11 protein-coding genes are annotated in these 13,111 nt (G+C 62.5%); all 11 read right to left on the reverse strand.

Annotated features, from left to right (window positions below):
* Positions 1-61 precede the first annotated feature (61 nt).
* The 11 genes from AB0O81_RS11535 to alaS all read right to left on the reverse strand — a co-directional run bounded on the left by AB0O81_RS11535 (position 62) and on the right by alaS (position 13,111).
* The gene (locus tag AB0O81_RS11535) at positions 62-3,334 is read right to left on the reverse strand and encodes an SNF2-related protein (RefSeq protein WP_363584378.1); all 3,273 of its coding nucleotides are present in this window, start codon (positions 3,332-3,334) and stop codon (positions 62-64) included.
* Positions 3,335-3,365: 31 nt separating this feature from the next.
* The gene (gene nusB, locus AB0O81_RS11540; protein ID WP_363584380.1) at positions 3,366-3,776 is read right to left on the reverse strand and encodes a transcription antitermination factor NusB; all 411 of its coding nucleotides are present in this window, start codon (positions 3,774-3,776) and stop codon (positions 3,366-3,368) included.
* 2 nt (positions 3,777-3,778) lie between these two features.
* Positions 3,779-4,339, reverse strand: a complete 561-nt coding sequence (gene efp / locus AB0O81_RS11545) for an elongation factor P (RefSeq protein WP_337337907.1) — start codon at positions 4,337-4,339, stop codon at positions 3,779-3,781.
* An 83-nt stretch (positions 4,340-4,422) separates the two neighbouring features.
* Positions 4,423-4,881: a type II 3-dehydroquinate dehydratase gene (aroQ, locus tag AB0O81_RS11550; RefSeq protein WP_363584382.1), complete on the reverse strand. Its 459-nt coding sequence runs from the start codon at positions 4,879-4,881 to the stop codon at positions 4,423-4,425.
* Positions 4,882-4,890: 9 nt separating this feature from the next.
* Entirely contained in the window at positions 4,891-5,970 is a 1,080-nt protein-coding gene (gene aroB, locus AB0O81_RS11555; RefSeq protein ID WP_363584384.1) for a 3-dehydroquinate synthase, read from the reverse strand.
* Positions 5,967-6,494 (reverse strand): shikimate kinase, encoded by a 528-nt coding sequence (locus AB0O81_RS11560; protein WP_363584386.1) that lies wholly within the window; start codon positions 6,492-6,494, stop codon positions 5,967-5,969. Before AB0O81_RS11560 ends, aroB begins: the two co-directional genes overlap by 4 nt.
* Complete coding sequence (gene aroC / locus AB0O81_RS11565) at positions 6,478-7,704, reverse strand: chorismate synthase (protein WP_363584388.1); 1,227 nt, start codon at positions 7,702-7,704, stop codon at positions 6,478-6,480. Before aroC ends, AB0O81_RS11560 begins: the two co-directional genes overlap by 17 nt.
* A gap of 4 nt (positions 7,705-7,708) precedes the next feature.
* On the reverse strand, positions 7,709-8,545 hold the full coding sequence (locus AB0O81_RS11570) for a shikimate dehydrogenase (protein WP_363584390.1): 837 nt from the start codon (positions 8,543-8,545) through the stop codon (positions 7,709-7,711).
* On the reverse strand, positions 8,539-9,987 hold the full coding sequence (mltG, locus tag AB0O81_RS11575) for an endolytic transglycosylase MltG (RefSeq protein WP_363584392.1): 1,449 nt from the start codon (positions 9,985-9,987) through the stop codon (positions 8,539-8,541). Before mltG ends, AB0O81_RS11570 begins: the two co-directional genes overlap by 7 nt.
* 2 nt (positions 9,988-9,989) lie before the next feature.
* Positions 9,990-10,457: a Holliday junction resolvase RuvX gene (ruvX, locus tag AB0O81_RS11580; RefSeq protein WP_363584394.1), complete on the reverse strand. Its 468-nt coding sequence runs from the start codon at positions 10,455-10,457 to the stop codon at positions 9,990-9,992.
* Positions 10,454-13,111 carry an alanine--tRNA ligase gene (gene alaS / locus AB0O81_RS11585; RefSeq protein ID WP_363584396.1) on the reverse strand — a complete coding sequence of 886 codons (2,658 nt, stop codon included), beginning with the start codon at positions 13,109-13,111 and terminating at the stop codon, positions 10,454-10,456. The genes ruvX and alaS overlap by 4 nt, the downstream gene beginning before the upstream one ends.

Below are 13,111 nucleotides of genomic sequence, written 5' to 3' on the forward strand. Positions count from 1 at the left end.
GAACAGTCCCAATTCTATGGTGCGCGATCGCGCACCAGCGAAGCGGCGCGGCTTGTGAGCGTTACGACTCAAAGAGGCCGCGAATATCGTCCGCGGTGAGCGCGCTGCCGAATAGCGCGTCATCGTCCATCACCGACCGGAACAGGCGGGCCTTTCGTTGCTGCAGTGCCATCACCTTCTCTTCAATCGTGCCGTTCGCGATGAGTCGATAGACCATGACCGTGCGAGTCTGCCCGATGCGGTGAGCTCGATCGACGGCCTGTGCTTCTGCAGCCGGGTTCCACCATGGATCCAACAGGAACACATAGTCGGCTTCGGTCAGCGTGAGTCCGAAACCACCCGCCTTGAGGCTGATCAAGAACACCGGGGCATCGCCTTGGCGAAAGGCTTGTACCGCGGCGTCGCGATCTTTGGTCGACCCATCAAGGTATGCGTATGGCACGCCCCGCTTGTCGAGTTCGGCGGTGACGAGCGCCAGAAACGATGTGAACTGGCTGAAGATCAGCGTGCGATGGCCCTCAGCGAGGATCTCGTCGAGCTGTTCGAAGAGTGCCGTGATCTTGCTCGGGGCGATGTGTGAATGCTCTGGGTCTACCAAGGCGGGAGCCAGCGCAAGCATGCGCAGCAGGGTGAGCGAACGAAACACAATGAACCGGTTGCGGTCGAGATCATCGAGCAAACCGAGCACCTTTTGACGCTCTCGCTGCAGCACGGTGTCGTAAAGCTCTCGATGGGCAGCGCTGAGCTCAATGCGCACTTCCTGCTCTTGCTTGGGCGGGAGGTCGGCGGCGACGATATCTTTGGTGCGTCGCAATACCAGGGGGCGGATCCGACGTCGAAGCTGAGCCAAACGCGCCGCTCGATACTCACCACCCTCACGGTTACTGGGTACCTTGCCCTGCTCGATCGGGCCGACATACTCTTCGCGGAAGCGGCGAGCGGAAGGAAAGAGCCCTGGAGCAGAGAGCGCGAGTAGCGACCAGAGCTCAGTCAGGCTGTTCTCCAGCGGGGTGCCCGTGATGGCAAAGGTGACCTCGGCAGAAACCGCGCGCGCCGCACGGTGCGCCTTGGTCTTGGCGTTCTTCACGAACTGTGCCTCGTCAAGCACGAGTACGGCCCACTCGACGGCAGCGAACTCGCGCTCGTTGAGCCGAAGCAACGTGTAAGAGGTGATCAGCACATCAGCCGTGGCGGCCACGACAGGCACTGTGTCGCCGCGTTTGCTTGTCGTCGCGTCTACGAGCGCCACCCGCAACTCAGGCGCGAAGCGAGCGGCTTCGCGCTGCCATGTCGACATCACCGAAGTCGGCGCCACCACAAGCACGGGCCGCGTCTCGCCTGACTCACGCAGGTGCTCGATGAGGGCCAGCATCTGCAGCGTCTTACCGAGCCCCATATCATCGGCAAGAATGCCGCCGAGCCGGTGCTGCCAGAGGAACGCGAGCCAGTCGAAGCCCGCGCGTTGGTACGGCCGCAATTCCGCTGCAATCCCACGAGGCATCGGCGTCGTCGCGATCCGCTCGACGTCACGTAGCCCTTCCGCAGTGCGTCGCCACGATATCGCCGGCTCCGCTTCGTCTGCGACGTCTTCGAAATCTGCCCAGAGATCGGTTTGATACCGGCTGAGCCGAGGAGGTGTCTCCCATTCGCTCAAGCCACCCGCTTCATCGATGAGGTCGCGAAGGCGCTGCAACGCTGGATGGGAAAGTGAGAAGTATCGGCCATCGCTCAAGAGCATCTTCTTGCGACCACGAGCAAGTGCGGTGAACAGTGGCGTGAACGGGATCGTGCGACCGTCTACTGTGACGATGATGCCCAGGTCGAACCAGTCTGGGTCGGTAGATTCCACCGTCGAGATCTTGACGTGCGGATCAGCGGACAGCTCGCGATACTTGGGACGCTCACCTCGCAACCCCACTCGCACCCCGTCGCAGGATTCGAGCTCGGGAAGCAGCTCGGCCGCAAACACGGCAGCATCCAGCCCGGTTGCCAGTCCCTTGGCACCCATCGGTACGGGCGAAATCGGATCCCATAGGCGCTCGACGCGTGTCAGAATCTCAGACTCGCCGTCGTGATCTCGATGAGTTGAGGAATTCCAGATGAAGGGTTCGCGCCGTCGCGCACCATAGCGCCATTCCAAAGTGAACGACAGACGATGTTGCGCCGAGAACTGCACCTCGACGACAAGTTCTGGGCGAGGCGCGAGCGGAACCTCGACGCCCTGAGTCTCTACGGTGCTTTGTCTGGCGAGCAGAGGAAGGTGCTCGTCGAGGAATTCGTCGGCGTCGGCCTCGGGAACCTCGACGGGAGTTCGCGCAACGAGCAAACCGCGCAACGGCGCTGACAATGGCACTTGCGCGAGCGTCACATCAATGCGCTCGCGGTGCACCTCGAACCTATACACGCCCACATGGCCGATCGGCCTCAGCGATTCGATATCCGCGACTTCGCCATCGATGCGCACTCGCGGCGAGAGCCGGATTCCGCTGGCGGTGCGCTCGGCGCGCACGACTGCATCAGCGCTGTCAGCGATCGTGACTCTGTTCTGCTTCTTCGTTGCGACGATCGGAATGTTCCGCGCGGCGGTCTCACCCAGGTGTGCCCATAGCAAGGTCGACTCGACGTCGTCGATGGTGAGCCACTCCGAGACGTCGACAAAGGAACCTAACGAACGTACTTCGTGGGCGATGCTCCACAGCTCCGCGAACCAGCGTGCTTGCGCGGGCTCGAACGGGTTGCCGGGGCGCCTGACCGTGTCCCATGAAGCGCCACCCTTGATCCAGGTGGCACTGCGACCGCTGAGCTCGAGCGGGCGTAGACCTACGAGCAGGTCGGCGCCGGCAAAATGCAGGCTGCGGGCCGTCGCGGCTTCCGCGCGAATCGGTGCCCAATTCGATGCTCCGCGCCTGATGCGTTGCCGCAGTTCGACGCCGAGCGCGAGAGGTGTCGCCGTCTCACGGGGTGCTGCCGCATCGACAAAAAGCGACCTCCACCGGTCAGATCCAGCCGCCGGTGTTTCTGCTGCTTGCTCGGCGCGTTGGTTGCTGGCGAGCAGCGTCGCTATGGTGTGCTTGCAATCTGCATGCAGCGGGCAGGTGCACCGGGCGGAAAGAATTGGTCTCGTGCTTCGGGCCGGGTCGAGATGAATGCGACAGCGGTAGGAGAAGTCTCCGCTGCCGGTCACCTCACCGATCAGCAAGGATCGGCGATCATCCCAGGTCAGGTTTCGCACCGCGCCGTCCGCAAAGTAGGCGACGCCTCGCTCGTACGCACCGCCCGATGCCTGTCGGCGGATGTGCGACGAATCGATGAAGGGCGCGTTCACAGCATCCATCCTGCTGCTCGCCCCTGACAATGCCAGAAGATCAGGAAGAGCGTGCGATGCGCGCGAGCACCCCGTGGACGAATGATCCTGCTTCGTCGGTCGAGAACTCTTTTGCGAGGTCTACTGCTTCATCGATCGCCACGGCTGTCGGCACAGCGTCGTTGTACAGAATCTCCCACACGCCGATCCGCAACACGGCTCGATCGACGGCCGGCATACGCTCCAGCGTCCAGTCTTTGGCAAAGGTAGTGATCTGCTCATCGATGGCCTCGCGGTTGTCGACGACACCATCGACGATCTCGCGCGCGTACAACCATGAGGCCTCGCGAGACGGTTCATTTGCCGCGCGCTTAGCTTCGGTAGCGAGCATCTCTGCAAGCGCGACGTCGCGGACGTCGGCTTGAAAGAGAATATCGAGCGCCCGTTTGCGTGCCTTAGTGCGAGCACTCACGGTTAGTTCACACGACCGAGGTAGTCTCCGGTGCGGGTATCGACTTTGACCTTGGTGCCGGTCTCGAGGAACAGCGGCACCTGAATCTCGTAGCCCGTCTCCACGGTGGCAGCCTTGGTTCCGGCCGAAGAACGGTCGCCCTGGAGGCCTGGCTCGGTGTAGGTGATTTCAAGAACAACAGAGGGGGGCAACTCGACATAGAGCGGGTTGTCGTTGTTCAGCGCGATCTGAACCTGCTGGTTCTCAAGCATGAAGTTTGCCGCGTCGCCGACTGTAGCCGCCTGAAGGCTGATCTGGTCGTACAGTTCAACATCCATGAACACGAAGCTGTCGCCGTCGTTGTAGAGGTAGGTGAAGTCGCGGCGGTCAACGTTCTCGACGTCTACCTTTGCGCCAGCGTTGAAGGTGCGGTCGATGACCTTGCCGCTGAGTACGTTCTTCAGCTTGGTGCGGACGAATGCTCCGCCCTTGCCAGGCTTGACGTGCTGAAACTCCACAACGTTCCAGAGCTGTCCGTCGATCTTGAGCACGACGCCGTTCTTGATGTCTGCGGTGGATGCCATGAGGAAAACAAGTCCGTTCGTGAGGGAAGGGGGCCGTGGCGGCCCGACGTGTCATTCTACGGGATGGGTGGGCTCCCGCGTGTTTAGGCCGTTGCGCGCTCGACGATGACATCGAGCAGTTGCTCTACCGCGCGAGCATATCCGGCTACTCCCTCACCGATCACGTGCACCGATGCGATATCGCGGACATATGAGTGGTGGCGAAATTCCTCTCGCGCCATAACGTCTGAGATGTGCACTTCGGCGACGGGTAGCGAAACTCCTGCCAGCGCATCGCGTAGCACTACTGAGGTGTGAGTCAGGCCGCCCGGATTGATGACGATCCCGGCACACTGTTGCCGCGCCTCGTGAATAGCGTCTATGAGAACGCCTTCGTGATTGGACTGGATCGTGCGCACGTCATACCCGCGCGCCTGGGCAGTGGCGGTCACCAGCGCTTCGACGTCGCGCAGCGTCTCGTGCCCGTAGATCTCAGGCTGGCGCACCCCAAGCAAGTTGAGGTTGGGCCCATTGACGAGCAACAGCGGCAGGTTCGATGTCACGCGCTCAGCCTACGACGCCGCAACTTCTTGGTATGCCGCAAACAGCAGCGATTCGTCGGGAGCTTGAAGCACGGTGGGCTTGGCAATGTCGTCAAGCACGATGAAGCGCAGCATTCCGCCGCGGCTCTTCTTGTCGCGTTGCATCGAGGCTTTCAAGGTGGGCCACGCTCCCGCGCGGTAGCTGACTGGAAGCCCCAGTGATTCGAGAATGTCGCGGTGGCGCGCCGCGGCTTCGTCAGAGAGTCGTCCCGCTAGCCGGGACAGTTCTGCGGCGAACACCATGCCGATAGAGATCGCAGCGCCGTGGCGCCAACGATAGCGCTCCGCATGTTCGATCGCGTGGCCGAGCGTGTGGCCGTAGTTGAGGATCTCGCGCAGTCCGGCTTCGCGAAGGTCCTCCCCCACTACACGTGCCTTCATATCGATGGCGAGTTCCACAGTGCGCCGAAACTCTGGGGTTGTGGGGTCGGTGGCCACGAGCGGATCCGCTTCGATGATCTCAAGGATCTCTGGTGCCCAAATGAAACCCGCCTTGACCACTTCGGCGTAGCCGGCGACCAACTCGTTGCGTGAGAGGGTGTCGAGCAATTCCAGGTCGCAGATCACCGCACGAGGCGCCCAGAAGGCGCCCACCAGGTTCTTTCCCTCGGCGGTGTTGATTCCCGTCTTGCCGCCGACGGCTGCATCGACCATGCCGAGCACCGTTGTGGGAATCTGCAACACTTCGACACCGCGCAGCCAGGTCGCCGCGACGAAGCCCGCGAGGTCAGTCACCGCCCCACCGCCGAAGCCGATGACGGCGTCGGTGCGTGTGAAGTCGGCCTGGCCCATGACCTGCCAGCAGAAGGCGGCTACCTCGACGCGCTTGCCTTGTTCCGCGTCGGGAACCTCTGCGAGAAGCACCTCGCGTTCGCCGCGAAGCGCATCTCGCAGCGCTTCGGCCTGGGCAGCGAGCGTTGGCGGATGGATGATGAGCACTTTACGTGCCGCGGGAGGCAGCAGCTCGCCCGCGCTAGCGAGGATGCCGCGTCCTACCGTGATGTCATACCGTGCGTCGCCGCTGACCGAGATGGTGGTCACGTCTGTCACTTCTCCTCCGGGGTTTCGTTCTTTCGCGACCACGCCACAATCTCTGCGACGATGTCGGCCAACGGGCCGCTCGAGGTGTCGAAAGTGACATCCGCGAGCGTTTCGTAGATGGGGCGCCGTGTCTCGAATATTTCGGTCCAGCGCTGGGCGGCGTCGTCGCCCTGCAATAGCGGACGTTTCGAACCGGACACTCGAGTTGCCACCACGCGGGGCGCAACAGTGAGGAAGACCACGCGGTGCTCCGAGAGCTCGCGCTGTGTCGCTTCATCGAGCACCGCGCCACCTCCCAGAGCGACCACTCCGCCGTCGACCAACGCATCGCGCACCGCGACGCGTTCCAGAGAGCGAAAGTGTGCCTCGCCACGCTCGGCGAACAACTCAGCGATCGCGCCGTGTTCGCGCACGACGACAGCGTCGGTGTCGACGAATCGCACGTTCAGAGCGCGTGCCACGCGTTTTCCGATACTGGTCTTGCCAGCACCCATCGGCCCGATCAGAACGATCGAATCAGACCGATTCGTCATTGCTCAGAGAAGCGTCGCTGGCCGCAGCGGTGTGGAGTGGCTCGGGGATTGAGGCGAGGTACGACTCGACGTTGCGACGAGTCTCTCCGATGCTGTCGCCACCGAACTTTTCGAGCACAACATCGGCGAGCACCACAGCAACCATCGCTTCCGCAACGACACCAGCCGCAGGAACCGCACACACGTCGGAGCGTTGATGGTGAGCGGTCGCATCATCACCCGTGGCAACATCGATCGTGCGCAGCGCCTTGGGCACGGTGGCGATCGGTTTCATCCCGGCGCGGACGCGCAGAACGGTGCCGGTCGACATGCCACCTTCTGTCCCACCCGCACGATCGGTTGAACGAGTAATTCCGTCGTCAGTCGCATAGAGCTCGTCATGAGCTTTTGAGCCGCGACGAGTCGTGGTGAGGAAACCGTCGCCGACCTCAACGCCCTTGATCGCCTGGATGCTCATCAGCGCCTGCGCAAGCTTGCCATCGAGGCGACGATCCCAGTGCACGTGAGAGCCCAGACCGGGTGGCAGTCCGTAGGCGAGCACCTCGACGATGCCACCAAGCGTGTCGCCAGCCCTGCGCGCGTCGTCAACTTCTTCGACCATTTTCGCGCTCGTCGTGGCGTCGAAGCAGCGCAACGGATCGGCATCCAGCGCCTCGACATCATCGGCTGAGGGAACCGGAGCGTCTTCAGGCACGCGAACCGGACCGATTGAGAGCGTGTGACTGACAAGCTCGATGCCAAGTTCAGCGAGAAAACTCCGTGCCACAGCGCCAAGTGCCACGCGGGCGGCGGTTTCGCGCGCGCTCGCACGCTCAAGGATCGGTCGGGCTTCGTTGAAGTCGTACTTCTGCATGCCGACGAGGTCGGCATGACCGGGCCGTGGGCGTGTCAACGCTGCGCCGCGGCCACGTGACTTGTCGCTGAGTTCGACGGGTTCGGCACTCATCACCTCGACCCATTTGGGCCATTCGGTGTTGCCAATGCGCAACGCAATCGGACTGCCCAGGGAATAGCCGTGTACGACACCCGTTGAGATCGTCAATTCGTCTTGCTCGAACTTCATGCGAGAACCGCGGCCGTAGCCGAGCTTGCGTCGTTCGAGGTCGGCTTGGATGGCAACGCTGGAGACAGGGACGCCCGAGGGCAGACCTTCCATGACAGCGACAAGTTCGGGGCCGTGCGATTCGCCGGCCGTGAGCACACGGAGCATTGGTCTAGTCTCCCATGAGCGTCGCGCGCATTTCGGCGACGACAGCTGATTCGTTGTTCAGTGGCACATCAATCTCACCCGATGTGAATACTCGTACCTGCAGAACTGCTTGGTGCAGAAGCATTCCGAGCCCCGATGACGCGGTGTGCCCGGCTCTGACCCAGGCGGTAGAGAGCGGGGTCGGCCAGTTTCCGTATACGACGTCGCAAAGGTGTCCGCCGGAGTCCGCAAGAGCGTCAGATTGTGCGTCGTCGAGCACGGTCCCGCCGGGCAGAGTGGCGATCGTCACCGTCACCGCGTTGAATCGTTCAGCACCGAATGCCACACCATCGACCTGCACGCCGAGCTTCTCGCCAAGGGCTCGCAAGGGCAGAACAGATTCTGGTCTACGCGCGACGACCTGCACATCTCGCGCACCGATCTCGCTCAGCGCGATGAGCGCTGATGTCGCGGTGGCACCGGCCCCGATAATGCGCCCAGTGGGCGCCTGAGCTACCCCGTCTTCGCCAAGTGCGCGGACCAAACCGCCGACATCGGTGTTGAACGCACGAGGGCCCGCAACAGTGAGCAAGAGAGTATTCGCAACACCGGTGAGGGCGGAGTGGCGATCATGGCTGATGGCGTGGTTGAACGCTGCGGTCTTGAGAGGCATCGTCAGCGACAACCCGCGCCAGCGTTCATCCAGACTGGCGAGTGCGGCTGCGAATCCTTGCTCGTTGACGCAACGGCGTCCGTAGTGCCAATTCAGGCCGAGCGCTCGGTATGCCGCGGCATGAAGCCTCGGAGATCGGCTGTGCTCTATGGGGTCACCCCATACCGCGAGCTCGGCAGAAGTCAGCACCCGGCGTCCGGGTTCTCAGAGCACCACGACAGCCAGTCGTTCACGGCCGCGTTGTGGTCGTTGAGGTTCGTGGTGAATGTCGTTTCACCGGTGTTCAAATTCACGGTGACGAAGTAGAGCCAGTCGCCTTCGGCGGGGTCCATTGCCGCGGCAATCGCGACATCGCCGGGGTTTGCAATCGGACCTACTGGCAGGCCAGGGTGCACATAGGTGTTCCACGGGTTGTCGTCGTACTGAGCATCCTCTGACGTGCTCACTGTCCCATCATCTTCACCGAAGCCGTACTGCGACGTCGAGTCCATCTGGAGATACCCGAAGGTCTCCTGGTTGTCTGCGTCCAGGCGATTTTCGATCACCGTGGCAACCTTGCGCATGTCTTCTTCGTAGCGCGCTTCGCGCTGAATGATCGACGCGATCGTGAGGATCTCTTGACGCTGGTCGACCGGAACCTCTGCGGCATCCAATGAGGTGACAGTTCGGTTGACCAGCGTTTGGATCACTTCTTCGGCGGTCACACCTGGATCGAACGAGTAAGTGGCCGGAAAGAGCCAGCCCTCGAGAGTGTCAGCTTCAACCCCGTAGTCAGCAGGGTTCTCGACGGCAGCCTCGAAGTCTTCAAGCGGCAATCCGATGCCCTCTGCCAGCAGGGGCAGCGAGTCTTCGACGGTGAGGCCCTCGCGCAACTGCGCAGAGTTCTCCATCTTGTTCTCGGGATTCATCAGTGCGGCAAGCGCGGCTTCAGAAGTCATTTGCTGCTGCAGCGTGAACACACCGGGTACGAAATTCGGATTCTGTCCGGTATCGATCAGATAGTCGTAAAAGGCATCGGGCGTTTTGGTCACTCCGGCGTCGTACAACGACTGCGAGATCGGCGAACCCGTATCGCCCTCTGAGATGGTGACAAACGTCTCGCCTGTCGCGAGACCTTCCTCGTAGTCCTGCGGTTCTTCCCAGCCCATGACCTCGCGGATCTGGCTTTCGTACGTAGACCAGACATACCAGGTGGCGACGGCCGCGCCGCCGATGAGAAGCAGAAAGATCGCGAGAGCTATCCATGCGCCGATGCGACGCTTTCGCCGGTTCGCTGGCGGCGGCGCCGCTCCGAGAACATCGGCGGTCGCCTCTCCGCTGAACAGGTCATCGAGAGTAGCGGTTGATGCGCGTGGCGTCGGCGCAGTCGAAGATACAGCGGCTGGGTCGGCGCTCGCGCGCGGGTACGACGGTGAGGCGGTTGGACGCGTTGCGGGGGTGCCGAAGATCCACGAGTCGTCGTCCGAGCCGTTCGACTGCGCTGATGCACGCACAGGTGCTGCGGGCGCTGGCTGCTCAAGCGCATCGGGAGCGTTGGATGACGCTGCCTCACGCGCCGCCGCTTCGCGCGCGGCGCGTCGCGAAACAGGCGCCGCATCGTCAGCGGGACCGTGCGTCGGGGTATCAGACATGTTCAGGTGGGCTCCTGAGAGAGTGGGGTTCCAGGAGATCGCCCGGTGTTCTTCTCAACGTCGAGAGCCTGTTGCAACAGAACCACTGCGGCGACCTGATCAACAATGTTACGAGACGAACGCTGTGATCTGCCCGAACTGCGTAAGGCCGCGTGCGCTGAGACCGTCGACAATCGTTCGTCAACGAGCCTCACAGGGCGCTCCGCCAGCTGCGCAAGTGCTGCGGCGAACTCCCTGGCGTCGGTCGTCGATTGTGTGTCGGAGCCTTGCATGTTCAATGGCAAACCAACAAGAATCTCGAGCGCCTCGTACTCAGCGGCAATCGCGACTACCCGGGCCACGCTCTGCTGCTCTCGTGCGACCGTTTCTACCGGAACGGCGAGCATTCCGTCGGGATCGCACCGCGCGACACCCACTCGGGCACGCCCGACGTCCACGCCGATGCGCACGCCACGCCGAAAGCCGTTCACGCCTCGAGTGCCGCCGCGATCGCGGCGAACGCGGCGGGGAGAGCAGCGACGTCTGTGCCGCCACCCTGCGCAACGTCATCGCGTCCGCCACCGCCGCCGCCGAGTATGGCTGAAGCCGTCTTCACAAGCGCACCCGCTTTCGCTCCAGCGCGTCGAGCCGAATCATTCGTCGCAACGATCACGATCGGCCGACCAGAGATCTCAGCACCCAGGGCGACAACGGCTGCGCGATCTCCCAGGCGCTCCCGCACCTGAAGAGCGACTGCACGAACATCGTCTGCCGAGGCTGCGTTGCCCAGGGACGATGCGACAACGGTGTACTCCCCCACACTGCTGGCCGAGGCGACAAGGGCAGGCAATTGATCGCCCAACGCCTTGGACTCGAAAGCAGCGATCTTCTTCTCGGCTGCTTTGAGGCTCGCCGTTAGCTCAGCAATCTTCGCGGGTAGACCTTCGCGCGGCGTCTTCAACGTTGTGGTGAGCTGCGAAACCAGGGCGCGCTCTGCAGCCATGGAGCGGAACGCGTCCAATCCGACCAGCGCTTCGACGCGACGGTTCGAGGCTCCGACGGACGACTCCCCCACGAGGTTGATGATGCCGATCTCGGCGCTCGATGCCACGTGCGTGCCGCCGCAGAGTTCGCGCGACCAGGGGCCGCCGATGTCGACCATACGCACGGTATCGCCGTACTTCTCGCCGAAGAGTGCCATCGCGCCGAGAGCCTTCGCGTCATCCAGCGCCAGCACGCGCGTCGTGACTTCGAGATTGTCGTGCACCGCATTGTTTGCGATCTCTTCGATCTCGGTCTTCGTTTCATCCGACAGTGCTTGGCCCCACCTGAAGTCGAAGCGCATGTAGCCGGCGCGGTTGAGCGAGCCGGACTGTGCCGCAGACTTGCCTAAGGTGTCGCGCAGCGCGGCGTGCACCAGGTGTGTGGCGGAGTGCGCCTGCTGCCCAGCACGACGATTCGCGGCGTCAACCACGGAGGTCGCAACCTGGCCGACGCCGACTTCGCCCGAGCTCACCTGCACGGTGTGGCTGATGAGACCGGCGACGGGGCGCTGCACATCGAGCACCTCGAGCTCGAATCCCGGTCCGACGATGAGGCCCTTGTCGGCGACCTGTCCACCAGACTCCGCGTAAAGAGCGGTTTCGGCAAGAATTACCTCGGCGATCTGCCCGACGGCGGCGCTGGGGACTGGCAGTCCATCGACCAGCAGTCCGAGAACGCGCGACTCCGTCTCAAGGTCGGAGTACCCGGTGAAGATCGTCTCGCCCTGCGAGCGGAAGTCGCGGTAGACGCTGAGGTCTGCCAGCTGACGCTTGCGCGACTTCGCATCGGCCTTGGCCCGAGTGCGCTGCTCCTGCATCAGGCTGTCAAAAGCGGGGCGATCGACGCTGAGCCCGGCTTCTTCGGCGATCTCCAAAGTGAGGTCGATGGGAAAACCGTAGGTGTCGTGAAGCAGGAACGCTTCGTCACCGGCGAGGCGTGAGCCCCCAGCATCCTTCGTCGAAGCCAGCGCATCGTCAAGAATCACCGATCCGGCTGCGAGCGTGCGCAGGAATGTCTGCTCTTCTGCGTACGCATAGACGGAGAGGCGGTCGTACTCTTCGCCAACGACGGGGTACGCCTCTTGCATCGCATCACGCGAGGCAGTGAAAAGGTCGGGGAATGTCGCGCCCTCAACGCCGAGAAGGCGCATTGAGCGGATTGCGCGCCGCATGAGTCGGCGCAGGATGTAGCCACGGCCTTCGTTCGACGGGGTGACCCCGTCGGCAAGCAGCATGAGCGAGGAGCGCACGTGATCGGCAACGATGCGAAAGCGCACGTCATCTTCGTGAACAGCGCCATAGGTCTTGCCGCTCAGTTCGACAGCCTTGTCGAGAACGGGCCGAACCTGGTCGGTCTCATACATGTTGTCGACGCCCTGCTTGATGAACGCGACGCGCTCAAGTCCCATGCCGGTGTCGATGTTCTTGTTCGGCAGTTCGCCAATGATGTCGAAGTCGATCTTCGATCTCACATTGTGAATTGCGTACTGCATGAAGACCAGATTCCAGATCTCCACGTAGCGGTCGTCGTCGGTGGCGGGACCACCGTCAATGCCATAGTCGGGGCCGCGGTCGAAAAAGATCTCTGAGCACGGGCCGGCGGGGCCGGGCACGCCGGTGCTCCAGTAGTTTGTGTCCTTGCCCAGCCGCTGGATGCGCTCATCTGGCAGGCCAGCGATCGTTTGCCAGAGCCCGAACGCTTCATCGTCGTCTTCATAGACCGTGACCCAGAGGTCCTTGGGGTCGAAGCCGAACTTTCCGTCGTCTTCAGATCCGGTGAGCAAGTCCCACGCGAAGGTGATTGCACCCTCTTTGAAGTAGTCGCCGAACGACCAGTTACCGAGCATCTGGAAGAACGTGCCGTGTCGGGGCGTCTTACCGACCTCTTCGATGTCGTTGGTGCGGATGCACTTCTGCACATCGGCGGCGCTCGGATAGGGCGCGGGCACGACGCCGCTGAGGTAAGGAATGAAGGGGACCATGCCAGCGACGGTGAACAGCAGCGTTGGGTCGTCACTCACGAGAGACGCGCTCGGAACGATCGTGTGACCGTTCTTTTCGAAATAGTCCAGATAGCGCTTCGCGATTTCGGCAGTCTTCAT

This window comes from Microbacterium sp. NPDC076911 (genome assembly GCF_040687125.1).
GTDB lineage: Bacteria > Actinomycetota > Actinomycetes > Actinomycetales > Microbacteriaceae > Microbacterium.

Bases quoted from the DNA above. Each gene is read 5' to 3' on its own strand.
- AB0O81_RS11535 (WP_363584378.1), bottom strand. From the start codon at position 3,334: ATGGATGCTGTGAACGCGCCCTTCATCGATTCGTCGCACATCCGCCGA.
- efp (WP_337337907.1), bottom strand. From the start codon at position 4,339: ATGGCATCCACCGCAGACATCAAGAACGGCGTCGTGCTCAAGATCGAC.
- AB0O81_RS11560 (WP_363584386.1), bottom strand. From the start codon at position 6,494: ATGACGAATCGGTCTGATTCGATCGTTCTGATCGGGCCGATGGGTGCT.
- aroC (WP_363584388.1), bottom strand. From the start codon at position 7,704: ATGCTCCGTGTGCTCACGGCCGGCGAATCGCACGGCCCCGAACTTGTC.
- mltG (WP_363584392.1), bottom strand. From the start codon at position 9,987: ATGTCTGATACCCCGACGCACGGTCCCGCTGACGATGCGGCGCCTGTT.
- alaS (WP_363584396.1), bottom strand. From the start codon at position 13,111: ATGAAGACTGCCGAAATCGCGAAGCGCTATCTGGACTATTTCGAAAAG.